The sequence below is a fragment of the Flavobacterium flavipigmentatum genome, assembly GCF_020911905.1.
GTDB classification, from domain to species: domain Bacteria; phylum Bacteroidota; class Bacteroidia; order Flavobacteriales; family Flavobacteriaceae; genus Flavobacterium; species Flavobacterium flavipigmentatum.
Window position 1 is genome coordinate 2,041,223 of record NZ_CP087133.1, and the last position, 24,082, is coordinate 2,065,304.

Annotated in this window: 6 protein-coding genes; all 6 read left to right on the forward strand. The window is 32.7% G+C overall.

The window, feature by feature from the left end; genetic code table 11:
• Window positions 1–12: 12 nt before the first annotated feature.
• The 6 genes from LNP22_RS09140 to LNP22_RS09165 all read left to right on the forward strand — a co-directional run bounded on the left by LNP22_RS09140 (window position 13) and on the right by LNP22_RS09165 (window position 24,032).
• Complete coding sequence (locus LNP22_RS09140) at window positions 13–6,525, forward strand: non-ribosomal peptide synthetase (RefSeq protein WP_229976261.1); 6,513 nt, start codon at window positions 13–15, stop codon at window positions 6,523–6,525.
• A gap of 39 nt (window positions 6,526–6,564) precedes the next feature.
• Complete coding sequence (locus LNP22_RS09145) at window positions 6,565–8,181, forward strand: MBL fold metallo-hydrolase (RefSeq protein WP_229976262.1); 1,617 nt, start codon at window positions 6,565–6,567, stop codon at window positions 8,179–8,181.
• 63 nt (window positions 8,182–8,244) lie between these two features.
• A complete protein-coding gene (locus LNP22_RS09150) occupies window positions 8,245–12,981 on the forward strand; it encodes a non-ribosomal peptide synthetase (protein WP_229976263.1) in 4,737 nt (1,578 codons plus the stop codon).
• Window positions 12,982–12,999: 18 nt separating this feature from the next.
• Window positions 13,000–19,248 carry a non-ribosomal peptide synthetase gene (locus tag LNP22_RS09155; protein ID WP_229976264.1) on the forward strand — a complete coding sequence of 2,083 codons (6,249 nt, stop codon included), beginning with the start codon at window positions 13,000–13,002 and terminating at the stop codon, window positions 19,246–19,248.
• Window positions 19,249–19,314: 66 nt separating this feature from the next.
• Window positions 19,315–21,288: a condensation domain-containing protein gene (locus tag LNP22_RS09160; RefSeq protein WP_229976265.1), complete on the forward strand. Its 1,974-nt coding sequence runs from the start codon at window positions 19,315–19,317 to the stop codon at window positions 21,286–21,288.
• 23 nt (window positions 21,289–21,311) lie between these two features.
• A complete protein-coding gene (locus LNP22_RS09165; protein WP_229976266.1) occupies window positions 21,312–24,032 on the forward strand; it encodes a beta-ketoacyl synthase N-terminal-like domain-containing protein in 2,721 nt (906 codons plus the stop codon).
• Window positions 24,033–24,082: the final 50 nt, after the last annotated feature.

Sequence of the window (24,082 nt, forward strand, 5' to 3'; positions counted from 1 at the left end):
TAAAATAAAACAATGAAAAAATTAATTGATAAATTACAGGGAGAAGGAATTTTACTTGAAATAGTTGACCATAAGCTGAAAGTTTTTGCAGAAAAATCTACGATAGACAATAGTCTCATTGAAGAAATAAAAAAGCATAAAGAAGAACTGACAGCGTTTTTGCTTAGCAATAAAAACCTGCAGTCATTAAAACCTGCGTTGCCGGAAATCTTAAAATCAGCCGATTTAGAATGCTATCCATTATCTTCTTCGCAATACAGAATGTGGATTTTAAGTCAGATGCAGGAATCTAATTTAGCGTACAATGTCCCGGCTATATATACTTTTGAAGGCAATCTGAATGTAAAAACTTTAGAAAATGCATTTCAGCTTGTTATAGAACGTCATGAAATTTTAAGAACACAGTTTGTAAACAATGAAAACACCGTTGCACAAAAAATAATTCCTTTTGGAGAAGTAAAATTTCAGGTAGCCAACATAGATATTAGAAATGCAGTAACAAACGTAAACGAATTAATACAACACGAACTGTCTTATTCTTTTGATTTAGAAAAAGATTTTCTCCTAAAAAGTATCGTCTATCAAATCGCTGATCATAAATGGATTTTCTTTTTTATGATTCATCATATTATTAGCGATGGCTGGTCTATGGGCGTACTAATAAGCGAATTATTAGAAAATTATATAGCATTAGAAAAAGGAAATACAATTACTAAAGAACCATTAAGCATACAATACAAAGACTATGCAATATGGCAGCAAAAATTACTCAATGACGATTACTTTGCAGCACATAAAGAATACTGGACATCGCAGATTTCTGGAGAAATTCCAAAACTTGATTTCCCTTTTAGTAAAACAAGACCTGTATTAAAAACCTATAACGGCGACACGGTTTATAGAAAAATAGACAAAAATGTTAGTGCGAAGTTCCTGAAAATTTGTGTTGATAACGAAAGTACATTATTTATGGGGTTGTTGACAGCCTTAAAAATATTACTTTATAAATATACCAGTCAAACAGATTTTATTGTTGGTTCTCCTATTGCCGGACGTGAGACACAAGTGCTTCACAATCAATTAGGATTGTACTTAAATACCATTGCATTACGCTCTAATATAGATCCCAAAGATAATTTTGAATCGTTTTTAAAGAAAATCAAAGACACAACGCTCAAAGCTTATAATTATCAATCGTATCCTTTTGATAAATTAATAGAAGATGCAAAACTCGAAACAGACTTAAGCAGAAATCCATTATTTGATATCTTCCTGATTTTACAAAATACTGAAAATGTAAACGTAAAAACCATTGGAGATAATCTAACAGTTGATGCTTTAGAAACAGAAAACAAAACCAGTAAGTTTGATTTACTATTCAACTTTGTTGAGGTTGATGAAAATTTAGAATTAAGCATCGTTTACAATACAGATTTATACGATGCCTTTTTTATTGACCAAATGACAGTTCACTTTGAGCATTTATTAAATTTAATTGTGACTGTTCCAACGGAGACAATAGAAAACCTTTTTCTTCTAAATCAGGAAGAAAAGAAAAAACTGATTGTAGATTTTAACGACACTCAATACGATAATCAGGTTTGTGCTCCTTTAAATGTTTTGTTTGAAAAACAAGCAGAAAAGTTAGCCAACCAAACCGCACTTTGTTTCAAAGACAAAGAATTTACGTTTACACAATTAAACGAAAAAGTAAATCAGCTCACGTATTATTTACGTGAAGTAAAAAATATTACCCAAGGTGATTTTGTAGTGGTTAAACTACCAAGAAGCGAAAACATGATTATTGCGATTATGGCGATAATCAAAGCAGGAGGAACTTATATTCCCGTAGAATCACAATATCCGGAAGAAAGAATAAATTTCATTATAGCAGACAGTAAATGCAAGTTTTTAATTGATGAAGATGCTTTAGAAAACATTTCAGAAGAATTGGCTTCTTTTCCAAAAAATAATCCTGAGAATACCAATAAGATTACTGATTTAGCCTACGTACTATATACGTCAGGATCTACCGGAAATCCGAAAGGCTGTATGATTACGCATGAAGGTGTTACCAATAGAATAGATTGGATGTGGAACGAATATAACTATTCTTCTAACGACGTTATTTTACAAAAAACCACTTTTACTTTTGATGTTTCGGTGTGGGAAATCTTTATGCCTTTGTGCTGGGGAACCAAAATGGTACTTTGCGAGCAGGAGGATATTTCATCTCCGATCCGCATCTTAAATTTAATAGAAACTCATGCTGTAACCTCTCTGCATTTTGTGCCAAGCATGCTTAATGCATTTATAGCTTCTTTAGCCAATACCGAAAAAACAGCAAATAAATTGTTGAGTCTACGTGCAGTTATAGCCAGTGGTGAAGCTTTAACCCCAACAACAGTCAATGATTGGTATACAAAAATAACTGCCGCACCAATTTATAACCTTTATGGACCAACAGAAGCTTCTATAGATGTTACGTATTTCAATACGGCAAAAGGCAACGAAATTATCCCAATCGGGAAACCTATCTGGAATACGCAGATTTATATTTTAAGTGATTCGGGAGAAATTCAGGGAATTGGTTTAACAGGAGAAATTTGCATTGCCGGAAAAGGACTGGCTCTTGGTTATTTAAACAATCCGGAGTTAACTAATCAAAAATTTGTAGCGAATCCGTTTCATGCGGGAGAAAAAATGTACAAAACCGGAGACCTTGGAATGTGGTCTCCAGATGGAAATATAATATACCTGGGCAGAAAAGATTTTCAGGTAAAAATTAGAGGATTTAGAATCGAACTCGAAGAAATAGAAACAGCGTTAAACAAGCATCCTCAAATTACAAATTCGGTAGTTTTAGATCATACACACGAAACCAACGGTGATAAATATCTTGTAGCATATATTGTTGCAAATGCTGAACTGGTTAAGGAAGAACTTAATTTATGGTTAGGAAATAAACTTCCTGTTTATATGATTCCGTCTCATTTTGTTGTGGTAGATGAAATTCTGTTAACCAATAGCGGCAAAGTTGATAGAAACAAATTACGCAGTATTGAAGGAATAAGTATCAAAACAACAGTTCCTTATGTTGCTCCTCAAAATGATACAGAGCAAAAACTCGTTGCTATTTGGCAAGAAATGCTAAACAATTCTAAGATTGGTATTGTAGAAGATTTTTTCACACTTGGCGGTCACAGTCTTAGTGCGACACATTTATCTAATATCATCAACAAAGAGTTCAATGTAAAAATTAACCTGAGAGATATTTTTGAAAACAGAAACATCCAAAGTCTAGCAAAAAAAATAGCTGAGGCTAATACCACCATATTTCAGGAAATTAAAAAAGTTCCGGAAAACAATAATTACCTGCTTTCGTCAGGACAAAAAAGATTATGGTTGTTGTCTCACTTAGACGATGCTAGTGTGGCTTTGAACATGTATAAAGTATTTACGTTTAACGGAATTTTAAATATTTCTGTATTTAGAGAAGCTTTTCTCGCAGTAATAAAAAGACACGAAAGCTTAAGAACTGTTTTTAGATTAGATGAAAACGGAATTGTTAAACAATATATCAAAGATTTTAATCAAAGTTTACTGAACCTGGAGATTGTAGATTTTAGACAAAATCAATATTCTCAAGATGTTATCGATGCTAAGATTGGTCAGGAAATAGATCAGCCTTTTAATCTGGAAGAAGATTCTTTACTGCGATTAAAGTTATACCAAATAAAAGACGATCAATGGATGTTTTCTTTCGTGATGCATCATATCATCAGCGACGGATTGTCTATGAATGTTTTGACAAAAGAATTTGTATCAAATTATCAAACCTTGGTCAAAGGAAATAATGCATTAGCCACTGCAGATTTAAAAATTCAGTATAAAGATTACGCGCAATGGCAAACAGATCAGTTTCAAACAGACGATTATAAAAATCAGCTGCAGCATTGGCTGAAAAAGTTTGAAGGAGAAGTGCCAGTATTAGACTTTCCAACAGATAAATCTAGAGCATTAATTAATGCCTATCAGGGAGATTCGGTTGATTTTATAATAGAAAAAGAAACTTTCTCAAAATTCAAAAAATTTTGTGAAAGCCATTCTGTTACGGTTTTTACTGGACTTTTATCTTTGGTTAAAACATTATTATACAAATATACCAACCAACAGGATATCACTATTGGTACACCAATTGGAGGAAGAATACATACAGATCTTGAAGACCAAATCGGACTTTATATCAATACGGTTCCTTTGCGTACTGTATTCGATGAAAACAGTGATTTTATAAGTTTACTTCATAAAGTAGAGCAAAGTGTTATAAATGCACAAGAGAATCAAATGGTTGCCTTTGATGAACTTGTTCTCAATTTAGATCTTAAAATGAGTCGCAACAGGCATCCCTTATTTGATGTTTGGTTTGTATTAAGAGACAATTCTATAGAAGCTGATAAAAAAGCACTTGAAATAGAAAACCTGCAAATTGCTGAATACGATAATGTAACCCTAAAAAAATGCTTGTTTGATTTAGTATTCAACTTCATAGAAAACGAAGGGCAATTAGAAGGGCAAATTCAGTACAAATCTGGATTATATATTCAGGAAACGATTGTACGAATAATATCAAATTTAAAAATACTTCTAACTCAGATAATATTAAGTGCTGATAAAACTCTGGTTGCATTACCATTCCTGAATTCTGAAGAAAAAAATTTAATCTTAAATGTATTCAATAATACAACAAAAGATTACAGTACCTATCCGGATACTTTACTTGATCTTTTTGTAAAACAGGCAGCAAAAACACCGGAACAAACCGCAATTGTTTTTGAAGACAAAAAAATAAGCTATCAGGAACTAGATGAATTATCAAATAAACTGGGGAATTATTTAAAGAAAAAATACGGTATAAAAACAAATCAATTCGTTGGAGTTAAATTAAACAGAAGCGAATGGAATGTCATTTCGTTACTTGGAGTTTTAAAAAGCGGAGGCGTTTATGTACCAATTGACATAGCATATCCTGAGGAAAGGATTGATTACATAATTGAAAACAGCGATTGCAAATTAGTAATCGATTCTGATGAAATTTATGATTTCAGATCAATGGAAAAACTGTACAGTAATATCTTAGATTCATCTTCTGTCAAAGCAGATCATTTGGCTTATTTGATTTACACCTCAGGTTCAACAGGTCTTCCCAAAGGAGTTCCTGTAAAACATGGCGCTATTTCAAATACCATTCTATCGCAAATAGAAATTTTCGAGAATGAAAATAAAGAAAAAGCCCTTCAGTTAGCCTCGTTTTCTTTTGATGCTTCTATTTCAGAAATATTTACCGTATTGGCTTCCGGTGGAGAATTGCATATCATAACAGACGATGTGAAAAAAGACACCGAAGAACTGGAAAACTATATTGAAGAGCACGGGATTAATTTTGCTACCATTTCGCCATCTTATTTAAAGTTATTAAAGCTTGATAAAATCAAAAATTTAAAAAAGTTAGTAACTGCGGGAGAACCGGCTGTGAGTGAAGATGTTAGGAAATATCTTGATTTTGGCGGAACTTGTTTTAATGCTTATGGTCCAACAGAAACTAGTATTTGTGCTACTATCTATAAAATTACAGATAATAATCAGCTTTCTGAACTTTCAAATATCCCAATAGGATCTCCAATTGCAAATACCAGAACTTACATTCTTGGAGCAAATGAAAAATTGCTTCCGCTTGGAGCTATAGGTGAAATTTACATAAGCGGCACCGGTTTAGCTGATGGATATTTAAACAATACTGAAATGACAAATCAGAAATTTATAGATAATCCATTTACTAAAGGTGAAAAATTATACAAAACCGGAGATTTAGGAAAATGGTTAACTAACGGAACCATTGAATATGCCGGACGAAATGACGATCAGGTAAAAGTGAGAGGATTTAGAATTGAACTGGGCGAAATAGAAACGGTTATCAAACAGCATGAAGTGATTGAAGATGCGGTTGTGGTAGTCAAAGAAGACAGTTTAGGAATTAAGGAAACCATTGCATTTTTTGTTTTGAATGCAGCTGCAGATACAGATGAAATCAAAGAGTTTTTAGAAGATAAACTTCCTGAATATATGATTCCGTCACATTTTATAAGCTTAAAAGAATTTCCGCTTACCATAAATGGAAAAATAGACAAAAAGAAACTTTTACAGAATAAATCTATAACCGAAAATTATTCTAGAAACTATCTCGCACCAAGAGACGAAGTTGAAATTCAGTTAGCAGCTTTATGGGAAGAAGTACTGGAAATCGATAAAATAGGTTTGCTGGATGACTTCTTTAAAATAGGAGGGCACAGTTTAAAAGCCACTTATTTGATTACAAGAATAAAAGCTGAATTTAACGTAAAGCTCGATCTTATTTCGATTTTTAATAATGCAACTCTGGAAGAAATGAGCGCTGAAATAAAGAAAGCACAAATCGTTAACGCTGAGGTTGCTATCAGCGATGACTTCGAAAATATCTCTGTATAATTTAATCATATTTTTTTAAAACTATAAAACATCTCTAAAATGGGTACTCAAAAAATATATCTGAAAAACAACGTACAAGTAGAGCCTTTGATTTCAAATTGGTATGCTTGGCATCATATTATCCCGCCAATTCTGACGGGTTTTAATGTAGTAAACAGATACATTCCTATCATGGAATCGTATATAAACGATCCAAGTATACACGAGGCAGCCGTAAAAGATCCTGCTTTTAGAGGTGGCCCTTTTATAGATTTAGACAAAAAGCACGTTGCTGAAGTTGAAGCGCTTTTAATCAACACTAAAAAATTAGCAGATCCTCTTTTTGAATTTGTTGATGCCGTAAAAGAGCTAGACAAATTATTGAAGAAAAAGGCTTCTGGATATTTGATGCAGCCACTTTATAAAGAGGTTCCTTCGGCAATTAGAGGCTATGTAGAATTGTATTATGACAGACATCACAGACCTGACTTCAGGTTTTACGAACCTTTGATCTATGCAAGCCCATATTATATAGAATCTTTTCAATCTGTAAAGCTGTCTTTAATTAATAAAGATGCCGACAGGCCTTTTATTTTTTCTACGCCAAGATTATCCAACCTAGAGGCGGCACTGGAGCTTAAATTGCCTTTTAAATCTAATAAAATTGACGAATTGTTTAAAATGAAACGCGAGCCTCAAACCTTTGAGTACATTGCAAACCTTTTGAATATTGATAAAAATGATGAGGTATTATTTAAAGATTTATTTACTACTTCAGCACCTAAAAAGTATGAAAAATATACCGGAGACAGTATGCGTATCAGATACTTTGGTCATGCCTGTATCTTAATCGAAACCAAAGAACATTCTATAGTTCTGGATCCTGTTTTGAGTTATACCTACGAGTCTGATGTGTCAAGATATACGTATGATGATTTGCCTGATGAAATAGATTATGTATTAATTACACACGGACATCACGACCATATATTGATGGAAACCATGCTGCAAATACGACATAAAGTAAAAAACATAATTGTCGGAAAAAGCATTGGAGGAGCCATACAAGATCCATCATTAAACTTATTATTAAGAAATCTTGGATTCGAAAATATTATCGAATTAGAAGAATTACAAACCGTAACAGCAATCGATGGTATTAAAATTACAGGAATTCCATTTATTGGTGAACACCATGATATTCATATCAACAGTAAACTTTCATATCACGTAGAATTAGATGGATATTCTCTGTTAGCTGTAGCTGATTCCTGCAATCAATCGCCGGAATTGTACGAACATGTTCATGAAATTATTGGCGATGTAGATGTTTTGTTTATGGGAATGGAATGTGACGGCGCACCTGCTTCATGGGTTTACGGACCCATTTTTACTACCAAACAAGAACGCGAAAAAGACTTTAGTCGTAGAGGAAGAGGCAGTAATTATGACGAAGGAATCAAGATGGTAAACTGTTTTAATGTCAAAGAAGTTTATGTATATGCCATGGGAGAAGAGCCTTGGGTAAGACACATTCTTGATGTTGAATACACAGACGAATCGAACCCAATCGTACAATCGAATATGCTGATGAAAGATTGCAGAAACAGAGGTATTGTAGCAGAACGATTATTTGCTGAAAAAGAATTATTTAAGCAAAATGTGCTAACGTATTAATTCCTATTAAATCCTTCACAACACAAGACTAATATCAATTTATTTCCTTTAATAATTCATCCTATGATATCAGATTTATATTTAAAACTAAAAGAACAGAACATTCATATTGACATAAAAGACGATAATCTTGACATTAAGGCACCCGCTGGTGTATTAACAAAAGACATAATTGATGAAATTAAAAGAAACAAAGCTGATTTAATTAGTTTTATCAATCAATACAAGTATGACAAAGGGAGCATCATTCCAAAAGTTACCGTAAGTTCAGATGCAAAATATCCTTTGTCTTCATCACAGTTAAGACTTTGGATCTTATGTCAATCCGAAAAAGGAAATGTAGCCTATAATTCTGTTGGAGGATATATTTTTGAAGGAACATTAGATTATAAAGCCTTAAACGAAGCCTTAAATGAAGTAGTTTTAAGACATGAAAGTTTGAGAACTGTTTTTCAAGAAGATGTAAACGGGAATGTCAATCAGGTTGTTAAAGAAATTGAAATTATTGATTTTTCTATCGAAAATTGTGATTTGCAAAATACAGCTCATGCTGAAGAAATCTTAAAAGAGCAAATTGCTAAAGATTCTGTAATTCCTTTTGATTTATCAAAAGGACCACTTTTTAAAACAAAGCTTTATCAACTAGAGTACAACAAATGGGCATTTATTTACACCATTCATCACATTATTGTAGATGCTGTGTCTATGAATATATTCATTACCGAAATCCTGGAGCAATACAACTCTAAAAAGCAAAACAGAGCAAGCAAACTAAATGTTTTAAGAATACAATATAAAGATTATGCTGACTGGGAAAACCAGCAGCTTAAAGGTAAAAAGTATGAGGAACTTAAAGCATATTGGCTCAATCAATTTACCGGAGAATTGCCGGTTCTAATTATGCCTGTCGATAAAAAAAGACCTATTCTGCAAACATTCAACGGGGGTACAGTAGAAAAAAAAATAGAGTTGAAATTATCTGAAGCCATTGAAAAGCTGATAAGAGATAATGGAGCCACCATGTTTATGGGATTGACCACTGTAATCAATACTCTATTATATAAATTCTCAACTCAGGAAGATATCATAATCGGAACTCCTGTTTCGGGAAGAGAAGATGATGATTTGCAAAACCAAATAGGGTATTACGGAAATACGCTTGCCATGCGCATGCAGTTTAAAAAAGAAAACACTTTTTTTGAATTATTAGAGTATACCAAAAAGCAAGTGCTTGGTGCTTATGAGCATCAAATGTTTCCTTTTGCGACATTGGTAAAAGAGTTACAATTAAGAAGAGATCCAAGCAGAAATCCGCTTTTTGATGTTCAGGTTATTTACGGAGAAAATGATAATCATAAAAAAAGCGAAAGTTTAGAAGGTCTTAAAGTTTGGGCTTATGAATTTGAAGAAAAATTAAGCACCAGTCGCTTCGATATGGTTTTTAGTTTTTATAAAGAAGACAATCATTTAGTTGTAAACATTCAATACAATACAGATGTTTTTTCAGAAAAAATAGTACATCAGATTGCAGATCATGTTTCTGTTATAATGACTTCAATTGTAGATAATCCTAGTGAGCAAATTTATAAATTAGAACATATTTCAGACCAGCAAAAACAGCACCTATTGCAAATTTCTAAAGGGGATTTTCTTTCTTTTAATACCGAACAAACCATATTGGATTTGTTTAAGGAACACGTACAAAAAACGCCCAACGCCATAGCTTTGGCCTTTAAAGATAAAAAGTCGACCTACAAAGAATTAGAGGAAGAATCGAATAGGTTTGCAAATTATTTATCAGCAAATTATGACCTCAAAAAAAATGATTTTATAGGGTTAATGATTAACAATTCTGAAAATGTATTAGTTTGTATTTTAGGAATTTTAAAAACCGGAAGTGCTTATATACCTATAGATCCTGAATATCCAAAACAAAGAATTCAGCATATTATTCAGGATACGCAGCTAAAAGTGCTGATCACACAATCAGATTATATTTTTGATCTGGATTTTTATTCGGGAGAAATTTTCGCCACAGATATTCAAATGGATTCTCTTGCGACAGAAAGCACGCAATTTGAGGCTCAGGTTACACCAGATGCTATTGCGTATATAATTTATACTTCAGGATCAACAGGCAATGCAAAAGGTGTAGTTATAGATCATGAAAATTTAATGTTTTCGACCATTGCAAGACTTGATACTTATCCTGATGTTGATGCTTTTTTATTGCTTTCATCAATATCATTTGATAGCTCTATTGCTGGGATTTTTGGAACTATAACAGGAGGAGGAAAATTAGTTTTTGCCCCTAAAATCAGGGTTTCAGACATTGATACTATTGTTGATATTATTATAGAAGAAGAAGTATCTCACTTACTGACAGTTCCTTCCTATTATCAACTACTGATTAACGAATTAAGTGAGCGCGATAATAGACTAAGAAATGTTATTGTTGCAGGCGAAGAATGTACCAAATTATTGGTCGATTTGCATCAAAATACAGCGACTCTAAAAAAGGCGAAACTTTTTAATGAATACGGACCAACTGAATGTACCGTTTGGGCAAGTTATTATGTATATGAGCCAACACAGGAGTTTATTCCTTCTATCGGAAAAGCAATTGCCAATAGTGCTGTTTATATTTTAAATGACAATAACGAACTTTCTGTTGATGGACTTATTGGAGAAATTCATATTGCAGGCAAAGGTTTATCAAGCGGATATCTGAACAATCCTGAACTCTCAAAAGAAAAATTTATTGACAATCCTTTTGAGCTTGGAACTAAAATGTACAAAACAGGAGATTTAGCCAAAAGATTTTCAGATGGAAATATGGAGTTTTTAGGCAGAAAAGACAATCAAATCAAAATTAGAGGAAATCGTCTGGAACTGGGAGAAATTGAAAATGCAATTTTAAATTTTAATGGTATTGATGGAGCAGTAGTAACGTACAGCGAAGGTACTTTAACAGCACACCTTTTAACCAGTTCTGCCATAAATCTCGAAGACCTGAAAAAACATCTTAAAGAACAATTACCGGTATTTGCATTACCGGGCAATTATACGATTTCAAATGAATTTCCATTATTGCCAAATGGTAAGGTTGATAAAAAAGCATTACTACTTTTAGCCAACGAACATTCCTTAAACAATGATGCTTATGTGGCTCCAACCAATGAGGTAGAAGCTACTCTGGTAAATGTATTTCATGAAATACTGCAAAAAGAAAACATAGGAATAAAAGATAATTTTTTTGCTTTGGGAGGAGATTCTATAAAAGCAATACAAATAATATCCAAACTAAAACAAAAAGATTTTACACTTACAGTTCAAGATATTATGCAGTTTGACAATATACAGGAATTAGCATTGCATGTAAAATTGGTGAAACAGGAAATAGATCAAAATGCTGTAACCGGAATCATTTCACTTACGCCAATTCAGAAATATTTCTTCGAAGTGACTTCACAAGACCAAAATCATTTTAACCAATCCGTATTGTTAAAATCATCGAAGCGGTTATCTGAAGAAGGACTAACACAAATTTTTCAAAAACTAATCGATCATCATGATGCTTTAAGAGCGGTATTTAAAGAAGAAGGAAATTCCTGGATTCAGAAAATTAAAAACGAAGGGTTTGAATTCAAGCTGAATGTTCATTCGAATGTTAATGATACTCAATTCAATACAATTTGCGACGATTACCAATCTTCTTTCGACTTAGAAGAAGGACCATTGTTTAAAGCCGTTTTACTGAAAAAAGAAAATATCGACTATTTGTTGCTTCTTTCTCATCACCTGGTTATTGACGGGGTTTCATGGAGAATTATCTTAGAAGATTTAGTGACATTGTATGGGCAATACGAGGCCGGAAACGAATTAGAATTACCATTAAAAACACACTCTTTAAAATATTGGCAAGAAAAACAATTAGAATATGCTAATTCGTTGAACATGATCGAAGAAGAAGTTTATTGGTCTTCTATGGATGAAACGGTACGTTTTAGTACATCTGAATTGCCTAAAGACTTTGATTATCAAGGCGATAATCTGTATAAAGATTTTGAAACAAAACTTTTTCAGCTAGACCACTCAACGACTGAAAAATTACTTACAGAATCACACAAAGCCTACAAAACCAACATAAATGATGTTTTAATTACCGCTTTGTCTGTGGCAATAGGCAAAAATTTCGATGTAAACGATGTGACCATTCAATTGGAAGGACACGGAAGAGAAGATATCAATTCAGAGATAGATGTAACCAGAACAGTGGGGTGGTTTACCACAATTTATCCGGTTTTGATAGCGCTGAAAAAGAATAAAGACAACATCAGTCAATTAATCGAAGTCAAAGAAACCCTGCACAGAATTCCCAATAAAGGTATCGGATTTGGTATTTTAAAATACTTAAAAGAATGCGACTTTAATATAAAAGCAGATGTTTCTTTTAATTATCTGGGAGATTTTGATTTAGGAAAATCGAAGAAAGACGAGCAAATATTTCAATTTACAGATGAGTATAAAGGAAAAGAAATAGCTGTCAACATTGAAAGAACAGGAACACTTGATGTATCAGGAATTTTAATTAATGGTCAGCTGCAAATTATGCTTTCGTTTAATACACATTATTTTAAAAATGAAACCATAGAAAATTTAAAAGAAAGCTATAAAAAAGAACTAGAATATTTGATTTCCTGTCTTTCTGAAGAAAAAGAAACCCATTTAACTCCGGTTGATTTTACATACAAAGGTTTAGATATAAGTAGTTTGGAAGAATTAAATAAAATGCTATAACATACTAGTAAAAAAGCTATGAAAATTAAAGACATATATCCTCTTACTCCCTTACAGGAAGGAATTTATTTCCATTGGAAAATTTCTAAATCAATGTATTTTGAGCAGTCATCTTATAAAATACAAGGTGAACTTGACATCAATTTTATCAAAGAAAGTTATGACCAACTGATTGCAAGACATGATGTGCTTAGAACCTGCTTTTTAGACAACGTGGGAGAAGATATTTTACAAGTAGTTCAAAATGAAGTTCCTTCCAATTTTCAATATCTGGATATAACAGAAAATCCGCTTCATACCATAGATTCACTAAAACAGGAGGATATATCAAATGATTTTGATCTTACCAAAGGATCGCAAATGCGTCTTATGGTAGTAAAAACAGATGAAGATATTTATGAATTTATCTGGAGTCATCATCATATTGTAATGGATGGCTGGTGTATAGGGATTTTGATCAAAGAATTTTTTACCATTTACGAAGGCTTGCTTCAGGGAAAAAAAGATGTTTTGCCAAAAATAAAACCTTATGCAGACTATGCGAAATGGTTAATGAAAAATGACAAAGAAAAAGCAGTACAATACTGGAATAATTATTTGGATGGATTTCAGGGAAAAGCAGGTTTGCCTTTTCAAAAACAAGACACAAATGCCTATAAACCGGGAGAAGTTTTTTATACCATAAATAAAGATTTAAGAGAAAAATTAACGGCCTTTTGTCAGCAAAACAATGTTACCGAAAATGTGTTTTTTCAAACCATCTGGGGTATTTTACTGGCAAAATACAATAATACTAACGATGTTGTTTTTGGAGGTATTGTTTCAGGAAGACCGGCAGAAATTCAGGGTGTAGAAAATATTATTGGTCTTTTTATAAATACGATTCCGCTTAGGGTACTTTTTGAAAAAGAAGCTACCGTAAAACAAATTTTGCTAAATGTGCAGCAAAAATCTATTGAAAGTTTACCGTATCATTATCAGTCTATTGCAGAGATACAGTTAAATGCCAACAGAAACCAACAGCTATTTGATCATATTATGGTTTTTGAAAATTATCCTGTTGAAGAAATGATCGCGGGCGAACTTTCATCTGAAAATAAAAAAGCAAACATCAAACTATTAGAAACCGACTCTTACGAAGGCGAAGGATATGACTTTTCGCTTGTTGTAGTTCCGGGAAAAGAAACGTTAGTTCGCTTTACTTATAATGCCGCAAAATACATTCAAAACGATATTGAATCATTAAAAAAACATTTTGAATATCTTTTACATCAGGCAGTAGAAAATTTCGAAAAACCTGTTTCTGAAATTGAACTTTTAAATGAATCAGAAAAGGAAAGTTTACTTTTATGGTCCGGACACGCTTCTTTGATAGATTGTCAGGAATATACTTTAGTAGAAATGTTTGAAACTGCAGCAGCAGAAAAACCAGGTCACACAGCTTTAACTTTCGGTGAAAACCAATATAATTTTGCAGAACTAAATGCAATCGCCGATCAGTTTGCACATTTTCTAAAAAAGCAGTGTAAAGTGCGTTTAGGAGATTTTATAGCGATACAATCAGAGAGAAGCGATTTGCTTGTTATCGCGCTTTTGGGCGTTTTAAAAGCAGGAGGAGTTTGCGTTCCTTTAGATGTTAATTTGCCGTTAGACAGAGTCAATTATATTTTGATGGATGCAAATTGCAGTATTGTAATCAACGAAGAACTGATTAATCGTTTTAAAAACTATCCAAAAACAGATTTAATTCTTTCCAATATAGATATTTTACCTTCAGATCTGGCATACGTCATGTATACTTCGGGTTCTGCCGGAAAACCAAAAGGAGTACTTGTAGAGCATAGAAACATTTGCGCTTTGTTTAACAATGCAAAAATAAATTTTTCATTAAATCAGGAACCTGTGATGCCTTTGCTTGCTTCCAGTTCATCAGATATTTTTCTTTTTGAATTGTTTTATCCTTTATTGTCTAAAGGAAAAGCAGTTGTATTATCTAACAAAGAAATTAAAGACATACCAGAGCTTACAAAAAAACTCACTCTAATCAATAGTTTTCATGCAGTACCAACTTTGATGAAAACTATCATTGATGATATTAAAACCAATAAAAACGAAAATACATACAATCATATAAACGCCATATTTATTGGAGGAGATAAAATACCTACGGGGCTTTTAGAAGAAATAAGAACCGTATTTTCTAACGCCGCCATACACGTACTGTACGGACAAACGGAAGGGTCTGTTTTTATCACCACCCAAACTTATCAGCCAGGCGTAAAACAATTTCAAAATGCTGTAATAGGCGAAACCAATGTTTATAATGCCGCTTATGTATTAGACGACAATATAAAAATATGTCCTTTTTACAGTATTGGTGAGTTATGCATTTCAGGAAATCAGATAGCGCAAGGATATTTAAACAAACCCGAAATAACGGCTGAAAAGTTTATAAAAAACCCTTTTAAACCTAATTTAAAGCTTTTTAAAACGGGAGATTTGGTTAGAAAACTTCCAAACGGAAAACTAGAGTTTGTAGGCAGAAAAGACAATCAGGTTAAAGTTAAAGGATATAAAATAGAATTAGAAGCCATAGAAAAAGCTTTATTATCTCATAAAGATATAGAGTTTGCCATTGCAAGAACAATTGCACTATCAGAAAACGAAAAGCAAATTGCAGCTTACATAAAAGCTGTAAAACCAATAAGTACAGAAGAAATTGTTCTTTTTCTTCAGGAAATAGTGCCACCATTTATGGTTCCGGATTATTACATACAATTAGACGAAATTCCATTAATGATTAACGGAAAAGTAGATTTTAAAAAATTGCCCTATCCGGTAATTACCAATAATGCAAAAGAAGAATCTGTTGAACCTAAAACAGAAGTAGAAATAAAATTGGCCGCGATATGGAAACGTATTCTGAACAGGGAAATAACAGGCGTTAATGATAATTTTTTCCATTTGGGCGGGCATAGTTTAAAAATGATAAAACTCTCTAACCAAATTTTGGCGACTTTTAATGTACATATTTCTGTAAAAGAAATTTATGCACATCATACCATAAAACAACAAGCTGCATTTATTGATGGGGCATTAAACAAAAACACAACTTCCATTCCTAAAGCAATAAGTGCAGCCAGTTATCCTTTATCTTCTTCTCAATACAGAATCTGGAATATCTGTACACTAAATGACGAAGCCAATAAAGCATACAATATTCGATTAATAGATATTAAAAATATTTTTATAGACAAAGATATTTTAGCGAAAGCATTGCATAGCCTGATACTAAGACATGAGATTTTAAGAACAGCATTTGTTACCGAAAAAAGCGGAGAACCAAGACAAATTATCATTCCGGCAGAAAAAGTTAAACCATTAAAAATTCATCATAAGGATCTGCGACAAAGTCAGGATGTAGAAAAAAATTTGCAGCTGGCTATTGAAGAAAGCGGTGATGTTTCTTTTGACTTAGAAGAAGGTCAGTTAATTAAAATTGAATTGATAAGCCTTAAAGATAATCAATGGATTATTAGCGCTCTTTTTCACCATTTAGTTTTTGACGGATGGTCAACAGATGTTTTTGTAAACGAACTTTATACTTTATATGAAAAGCATTATGAAGGTAAAGAACCTGATTTTGATCCTTTAGAAATACAGTATAAGGATTATGCTGTATGGGAACAAAATTTAATTAAAAGCGGAGATTTAAAATCTCACAAAGAGTATTGGTTGCAGCAATTTGAAGGTGATTTACCAATTTTAAATGAATTGGGAGATAAAAAAAGACCCAAAATCAGAACCTATAATGGTGCTGTAATTTCCAATGTTTTAGAAGGAGAGGTATTGAAAGAATTAAAAATGTTATGCGCCAATCAGGAAGCATCACTTTTTATGTTCTTTTTAGCCATAACAAACGTTTTGGTCAATAAAAATACAGGTTACGAAGATGTTATTATAGGAAGTCCGATATTTAACAGAGATTATCCTGAATTGTTTGATCAAATTGGTTTCTATGCCAATACAATTGCATTGCGTACACGTTTTGATGAAAATGCGTCGTTTTTAGAAATTTTAGCACAAGTTAAAGACAATGTGTTGAAGGCAATGGAGCATCAGAAATTTCCAATGGATGAATTAATAAATGCTTTGGATATTAAATACGATGCCAGCCGAAATCCTCTATTTGATTTAGTAGTTACAATTAGGGAAGAAAACAAAAAAACATCCGACCTTAATCCTTATGATGCTACAGGTAATAACACCAATTCTAAATTTGACCTGACATTAGATTTTTTAATGGTGGAAGATCAACTAACGATAACATTGCAATATAATACAGATGTGTTTTCTGATCAAAAAATCACTTCGCTGCTACATCATTTAGAGCAGATATTATTACAGGTTGTCAGTAAAAATAATCAGAAAATAAGTGCTGTTGATTGTTTAACATTATCAGAAAAAAAATATTTATTAGAAGAACTAAGTGGTCATCAAACAGAGTATCCGAGAGAGCTTTCTATTATAGAATTGTTCGAAAAACAAGCGGCATTAACACCTCAGAAAACAGCTCTTGTAAACCAAAACCAAAATTACAACTATCAAAAACTGAATGAGATCGCGAACCAACTGGCCAATTTTTTAAAAGAGCATACGAATACAACCGGCGATTTTGCGGCTATTATTTTGCCAAAAAGCGAATGGCAAATGATAAGCATTTTGGCAGTGTTGAAATGCGGATGTGCTTACGTTCCTGTTTCGACAGATTATCCTCAGGAAAGAATTAATTATATTATTAAAGATTCTAATACCGAATGTCTGGTTGATGTTGCTTTAATTGAAGAATTTGTAAAAATACAGCAAAACTATTCGTCTCAGTTTGAAACTCAATATGCAAAAGCAAATGATTTGGCTTATGTCATGTATACATCAGGTTCTACCGGAGAACCAAAAGGGGTTTTAATAGAACAGCAAAGTGTAGTAAGATTGGTAAAAAACACCAAATTCATCAATCTTACAGGAGAAGAAATATTATTAGCTACAGGTTCGTTTTCTTTTGATGCAACTACTTTTGAGTATTGGGGAATGCTTTTAAATGGAGGAACATTAGTGATGTGCGACGAGAATACCTTATTGTCAACAAACGATATGTCTGAAGTAATTGTATGCGAAAATGTAACTATAATGTGGCTAACGGCTGGCTGGTTGCATCAATTGGTAGACGAAAATATTTCGTTGTTTCAAAATCTGAAAACAATATTGTGCGGTGGTGATGTTTTATCTCCATATCATATTATGAAACTAAAAACCACTTATCCTGAATTGGTCATTATCAATGGTTACGGGCCTACTGAAAATACTACATTTTCTATCACCCATACCATCAATTTGCCAATAGAATCCTCTGTTCCCATAGGTGTTCCGATAAGCAATAGTAGCGTTTATATCATGGATAAAAATCATTGTTTGGTACCCAAAGGTGTTATTGGCGAAATATATGTTGGCGGCGATGGTATTGCAAGAGGATATCTAAACAATCCTGAATTAACAAATGCCAAATTTTTAAACAACCCGTACAATTCAGAAGAAAGATTATACAAAACAGGCGATTTAGGAAAATGGTCAAACGATAATACAATAGAATTTATTGGCAGAATAGACAATCAGGTGAAAGTGCGTGGTTATCGAATAGAATTGGGAGAAATTGAAAATATTTTATGTACGCATGATTCTATAACTTCTGCTCTTGTGGTCATAAAGGATGATTTAACAGGCGAAAAAAGCATAATTGCCTATGTGGTTTCCGATCAAAACACCGAAAGTCATGTTATAAAAGACTGGTTAAGAATTCGTGTTCCAAACTATATGATTCCGAGTCATTTTGTCTTTTTAAATGAATTCCCATTAAATATAAACGGGAAAATAGATCGAAATAAACTTCCTGAAATTGAATTCTCACTGGCAGACAGAAAAGAATACATTTTGCCGCAAACAACTACGCAAAAAGCATTGGCGGAGATTTGGGAAAATGTTTTAGGAATCGAAAAAATAGGCTTACAGGATAACTTTTTTGAGATTGGCGGACATAGTTTAAAAGCAGTAAAAATGTTTAATCTCATCAATAATCAGTTTGATGTTAGAATTATGATAACCGATTTATTTAACAATCCAACATTAGAGAGTTTGGCTAATGAAATAGATAACATGATTTGGGCGAATAAAGAAGAGCCGGAAGATGTTGAAAGTGACAACATAACGATCTAACGAAAATCTTCTATTCAAATTACTAACTCTAATAGGTTTCATTCTTAAACGAACAGTATTTATTCTATGAAAATAAAAGACATATATCCATTAACTCCATTGCAGGAGGGTATCTTTTTTTACTGGCATGTTTCAAAAAATGTTTATTTTGAGCAGTCCAGCTATCAGGTTTCCGGCGAAGTAAAAGTAGAATTGCTTCATAAAGCATTTGATTTTATAGTTTCCAGACATGATGCTCTTAGAACCTGTTTTAATAATACGATAGGAAATCATATCCTGCAGGTTGTAGTAGAAAGTACTCGTTCGGGGTTTAGGTATCAGGATGAAAGTGCGAATAAAACTTTTTCGCTGGAAAATTTTAAAAAAGCAGATAAAGAAAGAGGATTTAATCTTTACAAAGGTTCACAAATACGGTTAACGGTTCTAAAATTAGGAGAAAATACTTTTGAGTTTATCTGGAGTCACCATCATATTATTTTAGACGGGTGGAGCGTAGGGATATTAATCAATGAGTTTTTTTATGTCTACAGATCTTTGCTGGAAAATAAACCTTTTACATTATCTCCGCCGCCCAGCTATTCAGAATATATAAAATGGCTGATGAAAGTAGATAAAGAAAATATGGCTTCTTACTGGGAGCAATATCTATCAGGATTTAATGCCCATACAGGATTACCGCATTTTAATCCTGAGAATCAAAATAGTGAAGTAACAGAAGGAGAAATTTTTCATAAAATATCAGAAAAAAACAAAGAAGCCCTTAAAGCCCTTTGCCAAAAAACCGGAATTACCGAAAATATCTTTATGCAAACGGTTTGGGCAATAGTACTCGCTAAATACAACAATACCGATGATGTTGTTTTTGGAAGTGTAGTTTCCGGAAGACCTTCTGAAATTGATGGAATAGAAGAAATGCTGGGACTTTTTATTAACACAATTCCTGTTCGCATAAAGTTTGATTCAAAAAAAGCCATAAAAGATATTTTAATTGAAAATCAAAAAGCATATATCAATGGAATTCCAAACCATTACATTCAATTAGCAGAAATACAATGTAAAAGTAATTTGACACATCAGCTTTTTGATACCATTATGGTTTATGAAAATTATCCTATTCAGGAAAATTTAATAAATGAATTAGATAATTCCTCTCTGGATGCCTTAAGAATAATGGCTGTAAAAACATACGAGCAATCCAATTATGATTTTGTACTAATGGTTCTTCCTGGTAATGATACCGTAATAAGGTTTAGTTACAACGCTCAAAAATATGATCATGATTTTATAGTAGAAATAAAAAATCATTTTGAACGCATATACAGTAAAATTCTTGAAAATCCGGATAGTTTATTTTCTGAAATTAAAGAAATTCTGGATCCTGTAGAAACCAAAGACAGTGAGATTAAATGGCAGGGTTATCGTATTGAACTTAGTGAAATTGAAAATGCACTTCAGCAGTATGAAAAAATTAAAAGCGCCATAGTTCTGTTTGATCATAAGAAGAATCAGGAAAAATTATTTGCCTTTTACACGAGCTACGAAAGACTAACGGAAAAACAAGTAAGAGCTTATCTGGTAAAAAAAATGCCTTCTTACATGATTCCTTCAAAATTAATTGAGGTCGAAGAATTTCCAATGCTGAGTAACGGAAAAATAAATGAAGAATCCTTAATCGCTTTAGCACAGGAGACTACCAAAAATGCAGCGTATAGTTTACCCAGAAATGAGTTAGAAACAAAAATACTCAGCATATGGAAAATAATACTCCAAAAAGAAGTGATAGGAATACAAGATAATTTTTTTGAAATAGGAGGCAATTCCATTAGTCTGATGAAAATGGTAGGTCTTATCAATAAAGAATTAAATATAAATCTAAAAGTATTAAACGCTTATCAGTTTACGAACATAGAAACACTTACAAGCCATATTAAAGAAGATATAGAACCCGGTCTGGAGAAAGTAGACGAAAAAAACACCAAGTCTGTTGATATAGTAAATCAAACCATGTCAATTTTAAAAAACAAACAGACAATAAGCTAAGAAAATCTAAACAGTAATTTAATATGGCAGCAAACAATAATACAGGTTTAGAAATTGCGATAATTGGAATTTCATGTCGTGTACCGGGAGCAAATGACTGGAGAATGTTTTGGGATAATCTTTTAAACGGTGAAGAATCAATTACTAAATTGTCTGAACAAGAACTTTTAAAAAGAGGTTTTCTTTTCAAAGAATCGAACAATAACACGCATGTTCCTGTTGTGGCAGAGTTAGAGGATAAAGGCAATTTTGATGCAGCATTTTTTGGATTTACGTCCTACGAAGCTTCTATAATGAGTCCTGTACATCGCATGTTTCTTCAATCGGCTTGGGAAGCTTTGGAAGATGCCGGGTATGCATCTCCAGACAGAGAAGAAGAAATAAGTATTTATGTAGGCAGTGGAGATGATACGCCCTGGAAAGCCCACATTATGCTCAATAACAATGTTACGAAATTAGATAGTCATACACTTGATTTTATTACCAATAAAGATCATCTGCCTACTTTAACTTCTTATAAACTAAATCTTAAAGGACCCTCATTTTCTATTAATACAGCTTGCTCATCTTCGCTTTCTGCTATTCATTTGGCTTGCAGAGGACTTTTATTTGGAGAAGCGAAATTAGCTTTAACAGGAGGAATTTCTTTAGTATTAGAGCATAAGGCAGGTTATGAATTTAAAGAAGGATCAATTTATTCTAAAGACGGACATTGCAAGGCATTTGATAAAGGAGCAACAGGAACCATTGGGAGTGAAGGCCTGGGCATTGTAATACTCAAGAGACTCGAAGATGCTGTAAAAGATAATGACCATATTTATGCGGTAATCAAGGGAAGTGCAGCCAATAATGACGGCAACAGAAAAGTAGGTTACACAGCCCCAAGTGTCGAAGGAGAAATGGAATGTATTAGAATGGCGCATAAAATTGCTGGTATAGATGCTGATAGCGTGAGTTATGTAGAAGCGCACGGAACAGGAACAACATTAGGTGACCCAATTGAAGTAGAAGCACTGAACAGGGCTTTTGAAAATGATACTAACCATAAATGTTTACTTGGATCTGTAAAAAATAATATAGGACATACCGATACAGCCGCGGGAGTTATAGGCCTTATAAAAACAGCGCTTAGCCTTAAATATCGCCAAATTCCAGGAACTATAAATTTTAGTACTCCAAACCCTAAAATAAATTTTAACGAAGGTCCTTTTTATGTGAAAAAAGAAATTCATGAATGGAAATCTACAAATAAAAATCCTCTTAGAGCAGGAGTAAGTTCTTTTGGAATAGGAGGTACGAATGTTCATTTGGTTTTGGAAGAAGCTCCTGAAAAAAATAAAAATGTGAAAAAAGAAGCATCAGAACTTTTTCTTTTTTCCGCCAGATCGAAGGATTCACTTCAAAACTATCTTTTAAAATTTAAAGCGTTTTTAAAAAATCAAAAAGATGTTTCACTAAATGAAGTGGCTTATACCCTACAAACTGGAAGAAAACATTTTGATTACAGAGCGGCAATATCCTGTAAAAACAAAGAGGAACTCATCATGCATTTAGATATTTTAATCGATAAAGAAAATGTAGAGAAAATTACGGAAGACAAAAAAACAGTACTCTTGTTTTTTCCTGACATGAATGATAATGACATCACATTCTATAGAAATCTGTATCAAGAAAAAGAAGACTACAGAAATCAAATAGATAAACATATTGCTGCACTGGAGTTAAGCGGTTATAATCTTAAAAAATGGATTAATGAAACAACTGTTTTCACTAAATCTGAAGATAAAGTCCTGGCCAAAGTGTTTGTATTATTATCAGCTTATACTTTTGCAAACCTGTTGAAAACATACGGAACATGTATCGATTTTACTTCTGGTACAGGAATAGGAGAATATACGGCAGCTTGTGTTTCAGGCATATTACAAATAGAAGAAGTGATCAGTATGATACTTTATGATGAAAAAGAAATGAAAATAAAAGCCGCACAAATTCCTTTTATACAAGCGGCTAAAGATGTCATTATAAAAGAAGGGATTTTAACTCCGATAAAATATTGGGTAAATAGAAGAAGTTTAATCATTAATGCCTCAAAATCATTTAGTGAAATTGTTCAGCAAAATCCATCTGTAATTCTCGAAATAGGTGATAGTAATAATTTAGTAGCGTTTTTAAAGACAGCATCGGTTCTGAATTTTACAAAAGAAAAATATGTTTCTATTTCTTTATCATCAAAAGACAAAACAGACAAAGCGTCTTTTATTTTAAAAAATATACTAAAAAAACTCTGGCTCGAAGGAGAAAATATAAACTGGAAAAAAAATTATGATGCCAATCATCCGGCAATAACTTCACTGCCCGTTTATGAATTCGAAAAAAATCAATATCCACATATTATTAATCTCGCAGCCGAAAGTCTTAATTTTATTAAAAAGACTAATGAAAAAATAAATACGGAAGTAAAAGCGCCTGTCGCAAGCAAAAAAAACGAGAACACTTCGGCCGTTATTAAGTCTGTATTTGTTGAATTTCTTGGATTAGAAAAAGTAGATATAGATAAGGATCTTTTTGAAATTGGCTGTGATTCCCTTAAAGGAATGTTAGTACTGAATAAAATTAAAAATGAATTGCAGATCGAATTATCGCTTATGGATTTTATGGAACATAGTTCAGTTAGAGAGGTTATAGAAACCATCGAAGCGATTAAAAACAAGCAATATAAAAAAATAAAAACAATTACCATTTAGTGCTTTAATAGTAAGATTGCCAGTTTTTTAAATGATCTGATGTAATGCTG

What these genes read in the sequence shown, in the direction of transcription:
- LNP22_RS09165 (WP_229976266.1), top strand. Translation starts at nt 21,312, where the DNA reads ATGGCAGCAAACAATAATACAGGTTTAGAAATTGCGATAATTGGAATT.
- LNP22_RS09155 (WP_229976264.1), top strand. Translation starts at nt 13,000, where the DNA reads ATGAAAATTAAAGACATATATCCTCTTACTCCCTTACAGGAAGGAATT.
- LNP22_RS09160 (WP_229976265.1), top strand. Translation starts at nt 19,315, where the DNA reads ATGAAAATAAAAGACATATATCCATTAACTCCATTGCAGGAGGGTATC.
- LNP22_RS09145 (WP_229976262.1), top strand. Translation starts at nt 6,565, where the DNA reads ATGGGTACTCAAAAAATATATCTGAAAAACAACGTACAAGTAGAGCCT.
- LNP22_RS09150 (WP_229976263.1), top strand. Translation starts at nt 8,245, where the DNA reads ATGATATCAGATTTATATTTAAAACTAAAAGAACAGAACATTCATATT.
- LNP22_RS09140 (WP_229976261.1), top strand. Translation starts at nt 13, where the DNA reads ATGAAAAAATTAATTGATAAATTACAGGGAGAAGGAATTTTACTTGAA.